The organism is Lentilactobacillus raoultii (assembly GCF_900411375.1).
Taxonomy (GTDB): Bacteria; Bacillota; Bacilli; order Lactobacillales; family Lactobacillaceae; genus Lentilactobacillus; species Lentilactobacillus raoultii.
Genome location: NZ_LS422981.1, coordinates 88,884 through 108,230, shown reverse-complemented (window position 1 = coordinate 108,230; position 19,347 = coordinate 88,884). Strand labels below are relative to the sequence as shown.

General features: G+C 42.2%; 19 protein-coding genes. 12 read left to right on the top strand and 7 right to left on the bottom strand.

The window, feature by feature from the left end:
* Nucleotides 1-59 precede the first annotated feature (59 nt).
* A complete protein-coding gene (locus ED605_RS00890) occupies nt 60-701 on the top strand; it encodes an HD domain-containing protein (RefSeq protein WP_370824323.1) in 642 nt (213 codons plus the stop codon).
* Between the two features lies 1 nt (nt 702).
* Here the strand turns inward: ED605_RS00890 and ED605_RS00885 are convergent, their stop codons facing one another.
* Complete coding sequence (locus ED605_RS00885; protein WP_121977053.1) at nt 703-1,437, bottom strand: hypothetical protein; 735 nt, start codon at nt 1,435-1,437, stop codon at nt 703-705.
* A gap of 3 nt (nt 1,438-1,440) precedes the next feature.
* Nucleotides 1,441-1,944, bottom strand: coding sequence for a Cys-tRNA(Pro) deacylase (gene ybaK, locus ED605_RS00880; protein WP_121977052.1), 504 nt, complete (start codon nt 1,942-1,944; stop codon nt 1,441-1,443).
* A 287-nt stretch (nt 1,945-2,231) separates the two neighbouring features.
* On the opposite strand from ybaK, the gene ED605_RS00875 reads away from it, so the two are divergent.
* Both ED605_RS00875 and ED605_RS00870 read left to right on the top strand, forming a co-directional pair.
* On the top strand, nt 2,232-2,963 hold the full coding sequence (locus ED605_RS00875; protein ID WP_121977051.1) for a GntR family transcriptional regulator: 732 nt from the start codon (nt 2,232-2,234) through the stop codon (nt 2,961-2,963).
* A gap of 317 nt (nt 2,964-3,280) precedes the next feature.
* Nucleotides 3,281-5,671 (top strand): phosphoketolase family protein, encoded by a 2,391-nt coding sequence (locus tag ED605_RS00870; RefSeq protein ID WP_121977050.1) that lies wholly within the window; start codon nt 3,281-3,283, stop codon nt 5,669-5,671.
* Nucleotides 5,672-5,754: 83 nt separating this feature from the next.
* Here the strand turns inward: ED605_RS00870 and ED605_RS00865 are convergent, their stop codons facing one another.
* From ED605_RS00865 to ED605_RS00855, 3 genes are all read right to left on the bottom strand, one after another.
* Nucleotides 5,755-7,221, bottom strand: a complete 1,467-nt coding sequence (locus ED605_RS00865) for an amidase (RefSeq protein WP_121977049.1) — start codon at nt 7,219-7,221, stop codon at nt 5,755-5,757.
* A 91-nt stretch (nt 7,222-7,312) separates the two neighbouring features.
* Entirely contained in the window at nt 7,313-8,221 is a 909-nt protein-coding gene (locus ED605_RS00860; RefSeq protein WP_121977048.1) for an RluA family pseudouridine synthase, read from the bottom strand.
* Between the two features lie 84 nt (nt 8,222-8,305).
* A complete protein-coding gene (locus tag ED605_RS00855) occupies nt 8,306-8,776 on the bottom strand; it encodes a universal stress protein (protein ID WP_121977047.1) in 471 nt (156 codons plus the stop codon).
* A gap of 273 nt (nt 8,777-9,049) precedes the next feature.
* Here ED605_RS00855 and lplA point away from each other — a divergent pair, with 273 nt between their 5' ends.
* From lplA to ED605_RS00840, 3 genes are all read left to right on the top strand, one after another.
* Nucleotides 9,050-10,060: a lipoate--protein ligase gene (gene lplA / locus ED605_RS00850; RefSeq protein ID WP_121977046.1), complete on the top strand. Its 1,011-nt coding sequence runs from the start codon at nt 9,050-9,052 to the stop codon at nt 10,058-10,060.
* Between the two features lie 92 nt (nt 10,061-10,152).
* Nucleotides 10,153-10,590 carry a hypothetical protein gene (locus ED605_RS00845; protein WP_121977045.1) on the top strand — a complete coding sequence of 146 codons (438 nt, stop codon included), beginning with the start codon at nt 10,153-10,155 and terminating at the stop codon, nt 10,588-10,590.
* A gap of 10 nt (nt 10,591-10,600) precedes the next feature.
* Nucleotides 10,601-11,194: a hypothetical protein gene (locus ED605_RS00840; RefSeq protein WP_225419009.1), complete on the top strand. Its 594-nt coding sequence runs from the start codon at nt 10,601-10,603 to the stop codon at nt 11,192-11,194.
* A gap of 240 nt (nt 11,195-11,434) precedes the next feature.
* Here the strand turns inward: ED605_RS00840 and ED605_RS00835 are convergent, their stop codons facing one another.
* Nucleotides 11,435-12,394 carry an NADP-dependent oxidoreductase gene (locus tag ED605_RS00835; protein ID WP_121977044.1) on the bottom strand — a complete coding sequence of 320 codons (960 nt, stop codon included), beginning with the start codon at nt 12,392-12,394 and terminating at the stop codon, nt 11,435-11,437.
* Nucleotides 12,395-12,552: 158 nt separating this feature from the next.
* On the opposite strand from ED605_RS00835, the gene ED605_RS00830 reads away from it, so the two are divergent.
* From ED605_RS00830 to ED605_RS00810, 5 genes are all read left to right on the top strand, one after another.
* Entirely contained in the window at nt 12,553-12,906 is a 354-nt protein-coding gene (locus ED605_RS00830) for an iron-sulfur cluster biosynthesis family protein (protein WP_121977043.1), read from the top strand.
* A 332-nt stretch (nt 12,907-13,238) separates the two neighbouring features.
* The gene (locus tag ED605_RS00825) at nt 13,239-13,424 is read left to right on the top strand and encodes a type II toxin-antitoxin system HicA family toxin (RefSeq protein WP_121977042.1); all 186 of its coding nucleotides are present in this window, start codon (nt 13,239-13,241) and stop codon (nt 13,422-13,424) included.
* Between the two features lie 48 nt (nt 13,425-13,472).
* A complete protein-coding gene (locus ED605_RS00820; RefSeq protein WP_121977041.1) occupies nt 13,473-13,868 on the top strand; it encodes a type II toxin-antitoxin system CcdA family antitoxin in 396 nt (131 codons plus the stop codon).
* 332 nt (nt 13,869-14,200) lie between these two features.
* Entirely contained in the window at nt 14,201-15,562 is a 1,362-nt protein-coding gene (locus ED605_RS00815; protein WP_121977040.1) for a sensor histidine kinase, read from the top strand.
* Between the two features lie 286 nt (nt 15,563-15,848).
* Nucleotides 15,849-17,258 carry an APC family permease gene (locus ED605_RS00810; protein WP_121977039.1) on the top strand — a complete coding sequence of 470 codons (1,410 nt, stop codon included), beginning with the start codon at nt 15,849-15,851 and terminating at the stop codon, nt 17,256-17,258.
* A gap of 96 nt (nt 17,259-17,354) precedes the next feature.
* On the opposite strand, the gene ED605_RS00805 is transcribed toward ED605_RS00810, so the two are convergent.
* The gene (locus tag ED605_RS00805) at nt 17,355-18,521 is read right to left on the bottom strand and encodes an MDR family MFS transporter (RefSeq protein WP_162919723.1); all 1,167 of its coding nucleotides are present in this window, start codon (nt 18,519-18,521) and stop codon (nt 17,355-17,357) included.
* Nucleotides 18,522-18,808: 287 nt separating this feature from the next.
* On the opposite strand from ED605_RS00805, the gene ED605_RS00800 reads away from it, so the two are divergent.
* On the top strand, nt 18,809-19,234 hold the full coding sequence (locus tag ED605_RS00800) for an OsmC family protein (protein ID WP_121977037.1): 426 nt from the start codon (nt 18,809-18,811) through the stop codon (nt 19,232-19,234).
* The last annotated feature ends 113 nt before the right edge of the window (nt 19,235-19,347 follow it).

The window sequence follows — 19,347 nt, the reverse complement described above, 5'->3', positions numbered from 1 at the left end:
TCATTTTTATGGGTTTAAACTTTTTGAAGTGTCTTATTAATTTGGAAATGAGGAAAAGTATGATTCGGGAACTTCGCAGAATTCAAGATTTCGTGAAACAAGAACTGGGATACGAAACGTCAGGCCACGATTACACCCATATTATGCGGGTGGTCAGCCTGGCTCAAACCATTTTAAAAACTGAACCGGCTGATGAACAGCTGGTCTTGGTTGCCGCGTACCTTCATGATGTCAGTGATGATAAGGTGACGACCAATCCAGCGGCTAAACGACAGGCAATCATTGGTAAGTTGATTGAAATTGGGTATGATCAGCCATTCATTAACCAAGTTTTTGACATTATTGACCACATGTCGTTTAGTGATAATTTAAAACATCATTATCAACTATCATTAGAAGGTCAGATTGTTCAGGACGCGGATCGCTTGGATGCCATTGGTGCAATTGGGATTGCCAGAACCTTTTATTTTGGCGGCCACTTTGGTGAGACAATGTATAATCCCCACGTGATGCCCAGAACGAATTTGGACAAGTCGGAGTATCGAAAACGGGGAACGGTAATTAATCATTTTTATGAGAAATTATTAAAACTAAAGGATCAGATGAACACGCCGACTGCGAAAAAGTTGGCTGAGCATCGGCAACAAGTGATGTTGGCCTTTCTCAACGAATTTATGGATGAATGGAATGGCCAAGCCTGAATTAGAGTAGCCTGAAACTGAGGTTTAAGATGATTGAAATCATAAGGTTAAAGCTGGAAATAACCATCAAAATTTTTGTAAAATGCATGCCGGCTCTTTGAATAGTGTCACCGAATGGCAATCCTGAAATAAGAATCGTCAAAACAATTAATAGCAGAATTGTGGCAACCAACCCCTGTGTGGCGTTTTGATAGTCAGCTGTGCTTAAATCAAAGCCGCCAATGCAGATATTGATTGTTAATAGCCCAAAGATTAGCAGATTTCCCCAATCAAAGGTGGGCCAAGTGAGGTAAAGCTGTGAAAGAGGGCGTTGGGTTAACACGATTAATTGAGAATAGATATCCGGCAGCAACCATTTAGCCAATAGTAGAATAATGGTGCAACAGCCAAAAATTGGGGCGATGCCGATAAATAGATTGCCGATTTTTTGATAAAGACTATCGGCTCGCCAGGTATGATTAACGTAGCCGAGGGATGGATTATCAATGGTTGGTCGTCTGATCAATCGAACGGAGCGAATGTGGTGACCAAAGATGATCGCCACAAGCAAATGGCTGGTTTCATGGAGAATGATGCCTAAGAAGCCAAAGATCAGCTGTCCCCCGGTCCCGAATCGACTGGCAATCATTGCTTTAGTATTGTGGTTAATTGTGGCCAGCAGATAAACAAAAAAGAATGGTCCCACAATCGTGCTTCCGAGGACCATTCCGATATTGAGGAGTATTATTTTCAGCATTGATTACTCTTCCTTTAAATCGGTAAACGTGCCGTGGACTAATTGACGCATCTGTTCAGCGTCAACTTTAACTGAACGGCCGATTTGTCCGGAAGAAACGATGATTTTTCCCATTTTTTGAGCTTCTTGATCAATATAAATGGGATACTTGAATTTCTCCCAGATACCGATCGGGGTATTAGCCCCGTGCTGATAACCGGTTGTTTTCAGCAGGTCTTTGAGGGGAACCATGTTAACTTTTTTATTTCCGGATGCTTTGGCTAACTTCTTTTCGTCCAAATGTTCATCAACCGGGATTACTCCAACAACCGGACCGGTCGTTTTTCCACTCAAGACCAATGTTTTAAAGATTTGATGTTCATCCTGATCCAAATGATCAACGCTGATTTGTTCAACGTCACCCTCCTGATGAGTTGGAAAAGTCATTTGCTCAAAGGGAATCTGATGTTTATCCAAGATTTGTTCAACTAATGTTTTATGAACTCGTTTGCGTTTCTTTTTTGACATATCCGACACCTCATTCACATTTTATCACATCGGCTGATGAGTGTTGGCGCTAATTTGAACGGGAATTGATTGCTGAAGGACGCGAAAAAGTTTCGTGATGACTGAATTGTAGTGTAGAATATTTTTGGGATCTTAATTTGGATCGAGGGAAACTCATTTTGGGTCTTAAAGGGACAAAATAAGGTTGGTTTTAGTCGCCAGTTTTGAATGGCATACATTTTGTAATGAAAATCTGGTATACTTTGTAATTAATGTTAACGAACGACTGATTGAATGAAGGAGAAACAATGGCTGATTTAGTGTATCAAAACATCATGAAGGATTTAAAAAATCGGATTAAAAAGAACGAGTTCGATTCTAAGCGCCTGCCAGATGAGCGTAGTCTAAGTGAATCTTATGGTGTAAGCCGCAGCTCAGTTAAACGAGCCTTGAATGTTTTGGCAAATCAAGGAATTATTTTTAAAAAACGGGGATCGGGCACCTTCATCAATCCGCTATACCAAAAAAATCGCTCTATTTTTCAATATGAGGGGTCCAACCTTGGTGTGACTGACAGCTTCAAGAGTGATGGCAAGATTCCTAAAATCCGCTTGCTGGACTTTAATGTCATTCCGGCCAGCAAAGAGATGCAGACTGAATTGTTTTTGGATCCTGGTGATTTTGTTTATGAGATTAAGCGTCTGCGGACTTTTGAAGATAAGCCGTTCATGATTGAATTAGGTTACATACCGATTAAAGTGGTACCGGATTTGAATCGGGAACGCGTCGAGGGATCGATCTTCAACTACTTTGAGGAGACTACCGGCAAATCGGTGACAAAATCGTTTATGACGATTACCACGACACCATCCAATAAAGAGGATCAAGAACTGCTTCATCTTAAGCCGGTTGAACCGGTGGGTGTAATGGAAGGGATTTTCTTCTTGGATGATGGCACCCCGTTTGAGGTTTCGAATATGCGACTGCATTATAAATATTTAAACTACAATACGTTCGTCGATCTCAATGAAAATCGTTAAAATCAAATTGAAATTATTGTGAGTTCAGCCAACATCATCCAACTAAAATTGGGTGGTGTTTTATTTTGGAAAAAATTTTGAAAAAATTGTTACAAATTTGACTTTTTAGTGGACTAATTTTGATGAATCACTCATAATGGCAGACAAGTATAGGATTTTTAGACGATTTTAATTGGACCGTATCAATTTGCTAAAAGGTTGACTATTAGAAAAAATAGTGTAGTATTAATGTTGTAAATTGATCAGGCTAATTGATGAATTTTACGAACATTCTATACAGTAGCTTTGTTGTTAAATCTTAGAAGGAGTGTTAATTAATGACAGTAGATTACGATTCCAAAGAATATTTGGATCTTCTGGACAAGTACTGGCGTGCCGCTAATTACCTTTCAGTAGGTCAGTTATACTTGCGTGACAATCCATTGCTCAAGCGTCCTTTGAAGTCAGATGACGTTAAGATCAAGCCGATTGGTCACTGGGGGACAATTGTTTCTCAAAACTTTATCTACGCTCAATTGAACCGTGCCATCAACAAATATGATTTGAACATGTTCTATATTGAAGGTTCAGGTCATGGTGGCCAAGTAATGGTTTCCAACTCATATCTTGATGGCAGTTATTCAGATATTTATCCGAATATCTCTCAAGATGAAAAGGGTATGCAGAAGTTATTCAAACAATTCTCATTCCCAGGTGGTGTGGCTTCCCATGCTGCTCCGGAAACTCCGGGTTCAATCCACGAAGGTGGCGAACTTGGCTACTCACTTTCACACGGTACCGGTGCTATCTTGGATAACCCGGATGTAATCGCTGCTGTTGAAATTGGTGATGGTGAATCAGAAACTGGTCCATTGGCTGCATCATGGTTCTCAGACAAGTTTATCAACCCAATTACTGACGGTGCTGTTTTGCCGATCATTAACATGAACGGATTCAAGATTTCCAACCCAACCATTCTTTCACGAATGAGTGACGAAGACTTGAAGGATTACTTCAAGGGAATGGGCTGGGAAGCTCACTTTGTTGAAGCAACTGCTGACACTGATCATGCAGAAGTTGAAGCAGAATTTGCTAAGACATTGGATACTGTTATTGAAAAGATCAAGTCCATTCAAAAGAATGCTCGTGAAAACGAAACACCTGACAATGTTAAATTGCCAGTATGGCCAATGATCATCTTCCGTTCACCTAAAGGCTGGACTGGTCCTAAGAAGGATCTTGACGGTAACCCAATCGAAGGCTCATTCCGTGCTCACCAAGTGCCAATTCCGGTTGACGCAAATGATATGGAACATGCCGATGAATTAGTTGATTGGTTGAAGTCATACAAGCCTGAAGAATTATTTGACGAAAATGGCACTTTGAAGCCGGAAATTCGTGAAGTTGCCCCTAAAGGCGATCGACGCATGTCAGTTAACCCGATTACAAACGGTGGGATCAAGCCGGAACCATTGAAGCTGCCTAACGTTCGTGACTTCGAAGTTAAATTTGACAAGCGTGGTGTTGACCAACGTCAGGATATGATCGAATGGTCCAAGTGGTTGGATGCTGTGGCTCAATTGAACCCAACAACTTTCCGTGGCTTCGGTCCTGATGAAACTAAGTCTAACCGTCTCTACAGCTTGCTTGATAACGACAAGCGTCAGTGGATGGAAGACATTCATGAACCTTATGATGAAGATCTTGCCAACCATGGCCGGGTGATTGATTCACAACTTTCAGAACATCAAGCAGAAGGTTGGCTTGAAGGCTACATTCTGACTGGTCGTCACGGCTTCTTCGCAACTTACGAATCATTCGGACGAGTAGTTGATTCAATGTTGACTCAACACTTCAAGTGGTTGCGTAAAGCTTCAGAACAATACTGGAGAAAAGATTACCCATCATTGAACTTTGTTGATACATCAACTGTTTTCCAACAAGATCATAATGGTTACACCCACCAAGATCCAGGGATGTTAACTCATTTGGCTGAAAAGAAGCCTGAGTTCATTCGTGAATACTTGCCAGCTGATGCTAACGAATTATTAGCTGTTGGTGACGTTGCCTTCAGAACTTACGAAAAGATCAACTTGATTGTGACATCCAAGCACCCACGTCGTCAGTGGTACTCAATGGATGAAGCTCAAAACTTGGTTAAGAATGGTCTCGGTTATATTGACTGGGCATCAACTGATCAAGGTCAAGAACCTGATGTTGTCTTTGCTGCCGCTGGTAGCGAACCTAACTTGGAAGCCTTGGCTGCTATCTCAATCTTGAATAAAGAATTCCCAGACTTGAAGATTCGCTTCATCAATGTTGTTGACATCTTGAAGTTGAACTCACCTAAGAAGGATCCTCGTGGCTTAAGTGATGAAGAATTCGATAACTTGTTCACAACTGACAAACCAGTCATCTTTGCATGGCATGGTTTCGAAGATATGATCAAGGATATCTTCTTCGATCGTCACAACCACAACCTTCACGTTCACGGTTATCGTGAAAATGGTGATATTACGACACCATTTGACATGCGTGTTCTGAACGAATTGGATCGTTTCCACTTAGCTGCGGATGCTATCCGGAATGTTCCTTCATACGCTGTTAAGGGTGGCTACTTCATCCAACGTATGAACAACATTGTTGAGAAGCATAATCGTTACATCCGTGAGGTTGGTACTGACCTTCCAGAAGTAACATCATGGAATTGGGAACCACTCAACAAGTAATTCAATTAACTATTAATTACTAAAACCCAAAAAAGACGGAAAACATCGCGTTTTCCGTCTTTTTGTGGACTTATTAAAAAATTCTATGCTTTGAATTTAAGCTTTTGAGCTTCTTCGAATAGATGACCAACTTGTAATAGTAAATCTTCACGTCCCTTTTTAGCCATAACTTGGATCCCGATTGGTAACCCGTTATCGCCAACGTAGGTTGGTAAGCTAATTGCCGGCTGACCACTGATATTGGCAAGTTGAGTAAAGGGTGAGATGGTTAGCGCGGGCAGCCACTGATCCCAAATAATTTGGAGACGTTCAGTTGGCGAAAACGAGCTAATATTAAGCAACTTTGCCATGTTTTCCTTGGAAACCAATTGCTGGTCAATTCTGGGCGCCTGATAGGCAGTCGTCGGAGTTAGGTAAAGATCGTATTGATTAGTAAACTGATCCATGGCTGCGGCAACCTGATCCCAAAAGGCCAACGCTTGGCTGTATTGAACGGCTGAAACGGTCTTACCGGCCACATTGAGTGCCCAGGTTAGTGGCTCAACGTTATCGTGAATGGTCTGATCATCAAGGTGCATGTTGGCAAACATCGTCGCGGTTTCACCAGCGTTCATTGTGTAATAGGTCTGCATGAGTTGAACACCGTCAACGGGTACTTGGGCTTCAGTCACTGCATATCCCTGATTTTCCAAAAAAGTGACGGCTTCTTTAACGGCTGCTTTAGCTTCATCGGAAACTGGGGTGTTGACGGGTGAATGGGTTGAAAAAGCAATTTTAGGCTGTTTGGATAATTCATTCAACGTACTTTCAAAATCGTGTTCTGGCAGTGGGACTTGAAATGGTGCGGCCATTTGGACAACGGCTAAAGCGTCCAATAGCTTGGCAGTATCCTGAATACTTCTGGTAATCGCAAAGTTAATCGAAGCGCCCTGCCAACCGCGCCACTCATCTGGACCGGTTGGCACGCGGCCGCGAGTCGGCTTTAAGCCAATCGTGCCGGAAAAAGACGACGGGATTCGGATGGAGCCCCCACCATCGTTACCGGCAGCGATGGGCAACCAGTTAGCACTGACTGCCGCAGCGGAACCGCCAGAAGAACCACCTGGTTGGTACTCAAGATTCCAAGGATTATGAGCGTTACCATACAGACTTGAATCAGTAACATTTTTAAAACCAAATTCCGGCGCATTGGTTTCACCAACTGGGATCAAGCCGGCGTCTAAAAGTCTCTTGACAAAGTTATTGGTCTTAGGCGCGATGTAGTCTCGAAGTAAATGAGAACTGCCGGAATCAATTTCACCCTTAAACGATTGGCCAAGCCCTTTTAAAAGAATTGGCACGCCGGCAAACGGTTGGCCATGGTCCTCGAAGTCGGTTGCCATTTTTAAGGCCCGCTCCGGCCATAGATGAGTCACCGCATTAAGCTGAGAGTTTTCTTGCTTAATTGTGGTCAATAGGTCGTTCACCAGGTCAATGCGTGAAACTTGGTGATTGCGAATCAGGTTTGTGAGCTGAGTAGCCGAATGAGTTGCCAAAATGTGATTTGTCATGAGTCGAGTCTCCTCCTTGAATTGAATACTTTCCTCTAAGTATAAGGGACTTACAGAGCAATTGCAGTTAACGAGATTGATAATTGACTTGCTAACCCAACAATGACGATCGAAAATTAGTAAAATGTGGCGGTAATGGGGCAGTGACGGTAATTGCTTTTTCGCTGAAGGGCAATGGTAAAATAATTTTCCATGAATGGAGTAGTAAAAATGGCTGTTTGTCGTCCGGGGCATACAATGGGTCACCAACTAGTGGGTGGCCGATCGCAGCGAAATGTACCCGAATTTGGTGGGTCCGGCCAGTCGCTAATTGAATGGCTAACAACGTGTCGCCGGCTAATTTTTGAATGGCTTGATAGTGCGTTAATGCAGGCACGGCTGCCACTCCATTAACTTTTCGTTTGCGTTGATCTTGAGGATCTCGGCCGATTGGTAACTTAATGGTTCCCTGATCTGGGATTTCGGTGCCCGTCACCCAAGCCAAATAAGTTCGCTGAATACGTTTGGCTGCCAAATTGGCAACCAGTGGTGGCACCACTACCGGATTTTTCGCAAATAAGATAGCGCCGCTGGTTTCCTGATCCAAGCGGTGAATCATATAAGGTAAAGTGTCTTGGGGTGCCAAGTAAGCGGCCAGATGGTTAATCGTAGCGCCAACTTCTCCCGGTTGATTGGGATGGGTTTTGTCGCCTCTACGTTTGTTAACGACAATCAGGTTATGATCCTCGTAAAGGATTGCCAAGTTAGCGGCTGAATCTGGTATCACATTAGGAAATGGATTGCGAAAATCAGCTGGTAAAAATGTCATCTCTATTTTATCGTCATCATGAACTGGAAAATTCACTGGCAAGTAATGGCCGTTTACTAATACGCGTTTGTTGGATCGCAAACTAAAAATTAGATGTTTGGGGAGTAACCAGTGTTGGTGGAGCAGATTACGCAGTGATTGGCCGTCCATCATTTGGGGAACGGGAGCTTCAAAAGTCCATTTGGTTTGCACGGTTGGCTAATACCTCGCTTAGTTCAGACTGAAAGAAACCGGACCGATAATTGGCCCGGTTTCTGCATTTTTAATATTAAAAAGTTATTTTGGTTGCTTAGGATCGTTCTTGGACCGAACGATTAAGACATCGCAAATTGCGGTTCGGGTTACGTAACTGGTAACGGAACCAATGATTAATCGCTCAACCGCGCTTAATCCAGTAGAGCCGATCACAATGACATCTGTATCATGATCATGAGGAAATTCTCGCGCAATGATTGGCTTGGGATTACCAAACCGAATGTGGATGTTAACATCTTTAACGCCGGCATCCAAAGCTTTCTGTTTCATTTCTTTCAGTTTATCTTCTGTATTTTCAGTTAATTTGAAAACAACGTCACCACTTACGGCACTTCCATAAGTTTGATTAAATTGGTTGACTTCCAAAATGTTTAAGATGTCTAAGTGTGCATGATTAGCTAGTGCAACGGAAATTGCTCGGTTTAATACTGAATTGGTGACGGCTGAACCGTCAACTGGTACAAGGATGTTTTTATAATTTTGGTCTTCCATGTGATCACCCCGTCATCGATTTGTTCTTACCTTAACTATAACATTATTGGCGCTGGTTGTAATCAACAGTGTGCGTAACCCAGCGATTGGACGCCGGAAAAGAAGATTTGGAATTAACGGCTCAAAATAAATAATTCACAATTGACGTCAAAAACTGCTGAAAATGGTCTTTTTACTAAGGAATCAGTGAAAGACAGTTTGTGATTGTAATCGCTTACGTGAGGTGCTACCATTGTCTTGTGAAAGTATAAATGAAAAGGGGTTATTCTTGTTATGTATTACTACGTCATGAAATCCAACGACATTCGCCGCAATTTAGCAACCGAACAGTATTTGATGAATGAAATTAACTTTGATGAACCTTTGTTACTGTTTTATATTGAAGGCCCATGTATCATTGTCGGCCGAAATCAGAATACGCTTGAAGAAATCAACAAGAAGTACGTTGATGAGCACGGCATCGTGGTGACGCGGCGGCTCTCCGGTGGTGGCGCCGTTTATCAGGATCTTGGTAACTTGTGCTTTAGCTTCGTAGTTGACAGTGACAGCGAGGAATTTGGTGACTTTAAGTCCTTCGTTCAACCGGTCGTCGATGCTTTGCATGACATGGGCGCCACTTCTGCGGAAGTTAGTGGCCGAAACGATATTCTGGTCGATGGTAAGAAATTCTCCGGGAATGCCATGTACACGAAGAATGGCAAGACTTTCTCCCACGGGACATTAATGCTGGATGTTGATCTGTCGGTGATTCCCAAGGCACTGACGGTTCCAGAAGATAAAATCAAGTCAAAAGGAATTAAATCTGTTCGTTCCCGGGTTACTAATTTGAAGCCGTATCTTTCACCTGAATATCAAGACCTAACGACTCCGGAATTTCGTGATCGACTACTAAAAGAACTCTTCCACGTTGATGATTTATCGAAAATTAAGGATCGGGAGTATCATTTGACCGATGAAGATAAAAAGGGCATTGACAAGATTTTTGACGATGTTTACAATAACTGGAATTGGGTTTATGGTAATTCACCTGAGTTTACGGTTAAGAAACGTCAACACTTTACGAACGGGACGATCGATGCTCGCTTCCAAGTTGATGATGGCAAGATCTCAAACGTCACCTTCTTCGGAGATTTCTTTGGACCAAAGGATGTTGGTGAATTGGCAGATAAATTAAAGGGTGTTCGATTCGAACGCTCAGACGTTGCCAACGCATTGAAAGATGTTGATCTGAATCAATACTTTACCGGCATTCCGGAAGAAGATTTTTTGAATATGCTTTTCTAAAACTTATAAATACGTTAAACTGAAAGTGTCAGAATGAAGATAAATTCTAATTGAGTTTATCTTTTTTTATTGGAATTATTGGAGGATTATTTTTGAAAAATGAAGAAAAGAAGGTTATTTACTGGGCGATCATTTCACTAGTCTTTTTTCTACTAGTCAACTGGCTAATGACGTTGGGATTTATGCGGCTTGATCGACCAGTTAGGCTTTCTGAAGCGGTTAGAGTGACAATTTTGGCAAGCGTTTTTTACCTGGCAACGATTTTGCTGGCCTATTTAAAAGTTAGGCTCAGTTATTATTTGATGGCGGTCGTAGTAGCCATTTATACAGTCGGCTTTGTCGGCATGTTAACAACGATGTTTACGGGGAGCGATGCAAACATTATTGTGAAGCTGATCATGGCGATGCTAAGTGCGTTTGGCGTGATTATTAATTTTTATTGGTTTATCCTAGCCTTTAAGCTTAGAGGTATTTTTCAACGGGAGATACTGGCAAAGCAACTTAATAAAAACAAACAATTAAAGAAATAGGTGAAAGAATTTGGATAGAGATGTAACGAGTTTCATTGCAGATGTGATGGATGAGAAGCTTGAACATAAAACAATTAAAGCGACTCTGGCAAAACTGGTTGCTCATCCCGATGAGACTATGGCAGCCGTTTATGATTATGTAGAGGAGCAATTAAACCTTGGGAAGCTTGGGTACGGCGAAATCCAAGTGAGTGATACGGATGTGGTGATCAGGTTGGAAACTAACCTGATCAACTTACCATTACAAGATATCAAGCGAATTGATAAAATGATTTCGGATGAGGATCGATTACCGGTTAATGTATACATTGTGATGAGTTCGCCATACGTTAATGTTTCCGGTTTGCGAATTGATGAAGTCGCTTCAGCTCATGATTACCTTGATCACATGGCGCAATACCTGCCAATGATGAATGATTGGGTTGCCGATCATTTAGCCGCTGTTCAGGAAAACATGAAGACTCAAGCAGAAAAAGAAGCCGATGAGAAGAAAGCCAAGGCTAAGCCGAAAGCTAAAGCCAAATCGAAGACAACGACCAAGAAAGCCCAAGCAAAGACGAAGACTAGAAAAAGGACTACTAAGAAAGTTGCTGAAAAGAAGTAGGTTGTTTTTTGAGATGGTTTGTGGCATAATTAAAGGATGCGATGAGTCGAGAAAGATCACGCAGCATTATGCTGTTCGCGCAAGCGACTAGGTGATATTTTTAGATAACGGGGCACATTTTAAGCACGGATTTGTGGTGCCTGACTTCAGCGGATTGTGGAGTCCAAGAAGTCTATTCATGCAGTTGCATGGGTACCGTTAAAAAGGTCAGCTGAGTAATCAGCTGGCCTTTTTGTCTACCTAATTAACATTCATAATCAATTTACCCACAACGTGGCCGGCTTCACTTTCACGGTGTAAGCGCCGGACGTTTTCAACGGTAAATGGTAAGTCTTCAGCAACTCGAACGATTAACTTTTTGGCACCGAACATCTTGGCCAAAGATGAAATGACTTTTTTGTCGGGGTGAGCGTTGATCTTTTCAAACGAAACGCCGTACTGGTCGCTTAAGGTAGCTGCTTGATCAGTAGTTTCCACGATTGAAATGACTCGGCCACCCGGTTTAACCACTCTGAAGGCGGCCCGTTGGTTATCACCGCCAAGGGTATCGAAAACCAGGTCGACGTTTGAAACCTTAGTTGAAAAGTGGTCTTTGGTGTAATCGATCACCTCATCGGCTCCTAATTGTTTAAGTAGCGGAATGTTTTTCCCACTGGTCGTTGTAATAACGTGAGCACCGGCATTCTTGGCCAATTGGATAGCCATTAAACCAACGCCACCTGAGCCGGCCAGAATTAGGACAGTCTGGTGAGCCTTTAATTGACCGGCATCAAATAAAGCTTCCCAGGCAGTGGTGCCGGCTAACCCAAGGCCAGCTGATTCCTCAAAGGAAAGGTCGGCTGGTTTGATGGCAGCTTGGTCGGCATCGATGGCGTAATATTCAGCGTATGTCCCTCGATTACTTGGCGTTCCGTAGCCAATGACTTCATCATCCACTTTAAAATCGGTGACGTTTTGGCCGACTTTCACAACGGTGCCCGCCATTTCCTGACCCAGAACGATTGGAAAATTAAAAGGGTAGCGGCTTTGACGCAAGCCCTTTCTGGTTTTCCAGTCAATGGGATTGACACCGATACTTTGAACTTTGACTAAGAGTTGGTTGTCCTTAATTGTTGGGATCGCCAACGATTGTTGAACCAGTTGGTTTTCATCGCCATAAGCATGAATCGCGATAGTTGTCATTTTTCCTTCATTTGTCATTTGAATCACCTCTTCCTAATGTTATCACGGTCAACAGCCGGAACAAAGTCGTAACAGTCAACGTTAGCAACCAGCTCGGCCAGCTACTTTAATTGTATACAATTAGATTGACAAAGTGTGATTGTCGAGTATGATAAAGTTTATTGGAGGCCTTGATCATGAAATTAACAATCACAGAACGAGCACTTGAAAAGTTGAATCGGCAGCTGCCCGACAATCGGCGGACCCTTCTAAGCCTGGACGATGGTGTGGGGCCGTTTTCCAAGGTTGGCATTTGCTCACTGGAAATCAGCTTTGATGTCATCGCGGTGGACCCAGGTGCTGAAACGCCTGATTATGACGCTACCTTGTCGACAACTATCGGGAATTGGCAGTATAAAGGTTACTCCGGTGCTTATCTAAACGATCATATGAAGTTGGATGTCAAAAAGAATCAACTGGTCTTATCGGGCGATAGTGGGATCTTAGACAGTAACGTTGATGTAAAAGATCTTACTAAGCAGGCTGTATGAAACAATCTAAAAAGCAATGAAATAAGTTTCACTTAACTTGATAGAAGCTCGGATAACTTGAAAATCCGGGCTTCTTTTTTAACACGCATAAGGGATTATAAAATTCTAGGGCATGATAACCGTTGAACTGCTAACGATCATCATGCTTTTTATTACGTCATGCTTCCCGTAAAATGATGATATGAAAAAGAATATCCTCCAAGCAATCTTTTTTTACGACTCTCAAAATTGGCAAAAATTTCTTAATGGATTTCTAAATAAATACGCATATGCGTGTTGACTTGTTGACGCATATGATGTATTATAATAACTGTAAGGGAGATGAGCAAGATATGCCAACAACGGCGAGGAAAATTGAGAAGCTGGTTTTAAAAAACGGGTTTCACTTGACTCACCAAACTGGTTCTCACAGGCATTACACAGATGGCAAAGGACATTATGTTATTATTCCTTTCCACCCAGGAGATATGCCGATTGGAACTGAGAAATCAATACTAAAGCAAGCAGGGCTCAAATAGCCCCGCCGCTTTGGCATATCTTATGACCGTAAAAAAGGAAGGGATATCATGGCAAAAAAAGATACAGTAGTCTATCCAGCAATATTTGAACCTGATACAAAAGTCGATGCGATTAACGTTACATTTCCTGATGTACCTGAGGCCATTACTTATGGTCGAAATGAGGAAGAAGCAGCATACTATGCGAATGATGCCTTGGGATTGGCTCTGGTTAGTCGTGGCAATTTGCCTAAAGCTAGTTCGGTTAAAGACGTTAAACTAAGTAAGGATCAGTACGTAGTGCTAATTGCTGTTGATTTGGAAGAAGCAAAACGTAAGATTAGAAAACCCACCATTAGGAAGAACACCACAATTCCTGCTGACTTAAATGAGGAAGCTCAAAAAGCCGGTATTAATTTTAGCGAGGTTTTAACAGACGCTTTAAGGGAAAGATTACATGAATAAAAATTGTATGTACCCCCGCCTGGGATTGCCTATAAAAAATTGATTTTATCTTGGTAAATGTTGGTGCCCTTTTGGTGCCCTGGCCCTATTCGGTAATAAAAAAACGCTTGATATCAGCAAGGGGCGGCTACACTTCAAATCCTGTACCCTTCTTACTAAAAGATAGTAGTTCACCTTAAAACCTTGCTAATCATTGATTTAGCAAGGCTTTTGTTATTGGCAGGTTAAAGCAAGCTAGCCGTTAAGTTTGATTTAAGATTCCCCTGATAGAATAACTTGACTTAATAAAAAATTGGCGTGTAACGGCGACTTATGGGGGACTTTAACTAGAAATGGCTCAGGATGCAACAAAAAAACAGTGGATTAAATTTTTCATCAATGAATTGGTTAGTTTTACGGCGCTTTTTGCAATTTTAGGCGGTATTATTTACTTATCGTTTAAAGAATCAATTGATAAAAATATTAATTCAGGTTTGTATGGCCAAAAAACGGAGATTCTTAGGAGTCAGGCAAAGGCCAAGGCGGCTGGCGATCAGATTCATCCCTATCGGCCCCGTTCGACACCGCCGCCAACTAATAACGCCACTTTTCGAACCAATGCGTTGGCTTTTGATAAAAACGGCCACATCATTAATTCCGGGATGATTGGTCGGGGCGCTTTTAATGCTTTTCAAGGGATTAAATTGGTAAAAAGAAATCTGAATAAAGTAAAGGGCTTGGTCATCACCACCCGGTTTGGGACTAAGCAGTCCAATCATTACTTCATGACGTTGTTAATCAAAGTTCCCGCTACCAATACCAATACCGTTTATTCGGGGAAATATGTCCTAATTCTTCAAAATATCGATGCGGACTTGTTAGCAGTTGAAAGTTTTAAGAAATCTTTGTTTATGACCTTACTGCTCTTTTGGGCGTTGGCAATCGCAATTGCCTATATTTTATCCCGTTTAAGCATGAAACCAATTTTAGTGTCGTGGAAGAAACAGCGCGAATTTAGTGCCGACGCGGCTCATGAATTAAGGACGCCGATTACCGTGATTCAAAATCAGATGGAGTATTTACTGACTCGACCGAAGAAACGGATCTTGGATGAAGCGGCCAGCATTTCAACTACTTTGGATGAAGTTAACCAGATGCAGACACTTATTAAGCGGTTGTTAATGTTGTCGCGGGGGGATGCCAACATTATTCAACTGCAACCTAAGTCAGTTGAAATCGCTGATTGGGCTAATCGAATTTTCAAAATATATCAACCGTTAGCCGAAAGCCAACATAAAATACTTCAGAAGGATGTTCGAGTTTCCGGTAAGGTCGTTTTTGATCCGGAATTGATGCGTCAAGCCTTGGTCATTCTATTAGATAATGCGTTAAAATATACGCCAACGGGTGGCACTATTGAAGTGATAATCAAGCGATTACATGGTCGACTACTGATATCGGTAAGTGACACTGGTTCTGGCATTCCAGACAAGGACAAGGGGCAAGTCTTTGAACGTTTTTACCGGGTTGATCAATCACGAAATGCCAAAACTGGGGGGAATGGCTTAGGATTGGCAATTGCCAAATTTATCATTCAACAACATCGTGGCAAAATTGAGGTGCGTGACAATTATCCTCATGGGGCGATCTTTCAAATCAGCATCCCAGTAACTCGAGAACGTGGGGCATTAAAGAATCATCAGCCGACTGAATAGTCGTTGTTGACAACCAATATTAGCTGGATTTTGAATCTGATACAATATAGGTAAAAGAAAGAGGATCCGCGAATACAGATCCTCTGGTGCAGACCGCTTTAAAGGCGGTGGCAGTTACTAAAAAACAATTTATTAAGTCGTCCTGTAACTGGTCCAAGTTATGGCAGGGCGGCTTTTTAGTTATTGCTACAGTAATTTCTCTTCAAATTGATTTTTAGTGATTAAAAAGTTAAAATAGAATAATAATTCTAATGAATTGCTAATATTATTTGGAGGCTACATACTTATGTCATTAGGTTCAAGAATTTTCCAACGGGAGCAATTGGATCGATACCTTGAAACCGATAAAAAGTTTATTAAAACAATGTCGGCACTTGATTTAATTTCTCTTGGAATTGGGGCCGTTATCGGAACTGGGATCTTCATTCTACCAGGAACGGTGGCTGCGACTAAAGCAGGGCCCGGTATTATCCTATCCTTTATTTTTGCGGCTGTTGTGTGTTCTACTTCGGCCATGTGCTATGCTGAGTTTGCATCAGCGTTACCGGTAGCCGGAAGTGCCTATTCTTATGGCAACTTGGTTTTCGGTGAAATTATCGGTTGGGTGCTCGGTTGGGCATTAATTTTGGAATACGTCCTGGCGGTGGCAGCTGTTTCAAGTGCTTGGGGCGCTTATTTCCAATCTTTTTTAAAGGGATTTCATATTAATTTTCCCAAGGTTATTTCAGGACCGCTTGACCCAGCTGCCGGGACATACGGGAATGTGATTGCCATCATTATTGTGTTATTGATTTCATGGATGCTGAGCCACGGGATGCGGTCTTCGGTCCGGGTTAACAATACGATCGTGTTTGTTAAGATTGGGATTATCCTGTTGTTCATTGTGGTTGGACTGTTTTACGTTAAGCCGACTAACTGGCATCCGTTTTTACCTTACGGCTGGAGTAGCAGTAAAGGTGGTGTCTTTGGCGGCGCGGCGGCGGTTTTCTTTGCCTATTTGGGCTTTGATGCAGTTTCCAGTTCGGCTGCCGAAGTGAAGAATCCTAAGAAAAATATGCCGGTGGGAATCATTGGGACTTTAATTGTTGCCACCATTCTTTATGTTGGTGTTTCAATTGTTCTAACCGGCATGGTGTCCTATACCAAATTAAACGTTGCCGATCCGGTAGCCTTTGCGTTACAATTTGTGCGTTTGAATTGGGTAGCCGGGATCATTTCCATCGGGGCGTTGGCCGGGATGTTTACCATGATGGTCACAATGATTTACAGTTCGTCAAGGTTGATCTATTCGATCGGCCGGGATGGCTTACTGCCACATTTTTTGGGTAAGCTTGATAAACGAGGCAATCCCAGCAACAGTTTAATGATGGTGACTGTCATCATTGCCATTATGGGCGGCTTTATTCCTTTGGATCAGTTGACCAACTTGGTTAATATCGGGACATTGATTGCCTTCCTATTTGTCTCATTTGGGATTATTCCGCTACGTCACAATAAAGAAATTCAAAACAACCACGGTTATCAGGTTCCGGGTTATCCGGTCTTTCCAATTATTTCGGCACTGCTTTGCTTGTATATGTTGTCGCAGCTGCCAACGGAAACCTGGGTGGCCTCAAGCATCTGGTTTGTGATTGGCTTAATCCTGTACTTTAGTTATGGGATTCGGCACAGTAAGATTAGTCGGGCTCGCGACTAATTGTTAAAAGTGAATATTGATAAAACAAAAAATCGTGAAAATCAAGTTTATGACTTGGCTTTCACGATTTTTTGATTGTAGTCGGATGAGTCAAAATTAGGCTGAGTGGTAAATTGTTAAGCGATGGCTGATTGACCACCAAAGTAGTCCTATTCCCAACCAGACAATTAAAATGGTCAACGCGGCTGTCAGAAATAAAAAGGTATAGGAATGCCACTCAATCATGATGCCGCCAAACAATGGTCCCAGTGCGCGTCCCGTCGATGACCAGGCATTTAACAGCCCTTGGTAGCGGCCTTTCGTTTGTGCAGGGGTCAAAGCATTGACCAAAGCTGGAATTGCGGGAAAGGTTGTGGCTTCACCAATCGTTAAAATGATCATTGAAATAATGAAGTAGCCATAGCTCTTGGCCAGGATTAGCACGCCAAAGGATAGGGCAATCATGGAAATCCCAAACAAAATTTGAATGATTAAATGTTGGTGGTAGTGAGCCAGCCAATTAATCATCAGTTGGATGACGACGATCAAGCCGGCGTTAATTGTCCACAAAAATGAGTAATTTTTCAAAGGGATGCCTAAGGTTGTCATGTAGACGGAGAGGTTTGAGACCCACTGCTGATACATGGTCCAAATAATTAGCAGTGAGATAAAAAACGCAATCAATATTAATTTATTTGATGTCGGTAGAGGGTGGCGGTGTTGCATCGATTGGTAGTGATGACTGCTTCTTTGACGATGGATTTCAGCAGCTGGCCGATAATTAATAACAGCAACCAGTAACAAGAGCAAAAATAGTCCGGCAGCAATCGAAAAAAGAAGGGTGATGCTAATGTTGTAAATAAACCCCACCAGTGATGTGCCGATGACGACGCCTAAATTTTGTGAGAAATAAAGCATGTTAAAGACGTAACGGCTGTCGACGGTGGTGATGCTGGTTCCAATTGAATTAACCAGCGTGAGGTTCCAGCCCGAAGTAAAGCCATTGGCAAATAACCAAAACCCAAAGATCGGCCAGCCGTGAAAAAAGGTGAGGCCAAGCAGTGTCATTGTCGCACCACTAATGCCACCAATGATGAGGTGATATGGGTTTTGACGATCATACAAATAACCGGCGAGATAACTGCCAAGAACGCTGGCTAACGAGTTGAATAAAAGGACAATCCCAATGATTGACAATGACACGTTCAAACGGTTATGTAGATAGACACTGGTTAGCGGCCAAATAAAGCTCATGCCAATGCTGCTTAGAAGTTCTCCAATCATCAGCCATTTCAGTTTAATTTCGTTCACAGCAATCCCCCCGCTAATGAAGTTCTAATAATTAGTTTAGCAAAGTTCACTTCAAAACGCATCTCTTCAATTTAGCTGAAGAGCAAAACAGGCTTATGCAAGCGCCATCATTTATGGTGCTGTTTGATGGACTTCCATTTCTAAATAACATAAGATTAAGTTGTGTAGATACCTGAAGTGACTCATGAAAGACTCAAAAGGGGTTACTTTGTGGTTTGATAATTGGTTAGCATGGTTATATCTATTGGAGGGATTTTAAGATGGCAGTAGATGGATCACTTTATCATACTGAAGTTGTTAACGAACATGGATTAACTGGTCAAAGTTATGTTCATGGCAACGAAGGTTTAGCCTTGGGTGTCAGCAGCTCATTACTAAACAGCCCAGGCACCAATCCTGAACAATTTATCGGGTTTGCGTTGAGTACTTGTTTTAACGCGACGATTGGAATTGTTGAACGTCAGCACAAGCTTGAACCAGACAGCATTATTCACACGGGTGTTGATATTGTTAAGGATACGAAGGGCTATAAGTTTATCGTGCGCTGCGAAATCTTCTTTAACAAGTTGGATGATGAGCAGGGCAAGCAAATGGTTACGGAAGCATTGGACCAGTGTCCGGTTGCTAAATTATTAAAGGCAAATGAAAACGTCACGTTTGAAGTGGTGGATAAGTTTAGTTTTTAAGATAGTGAGCGAACAAAAGCGGTTAACACCCGGATGATAAGACGTCAATCTGGGAAATCCTGGGTTTGGATTTTCCAGATTGATCTCTTATCAGGAGTGGTGTTGCTTTTGGC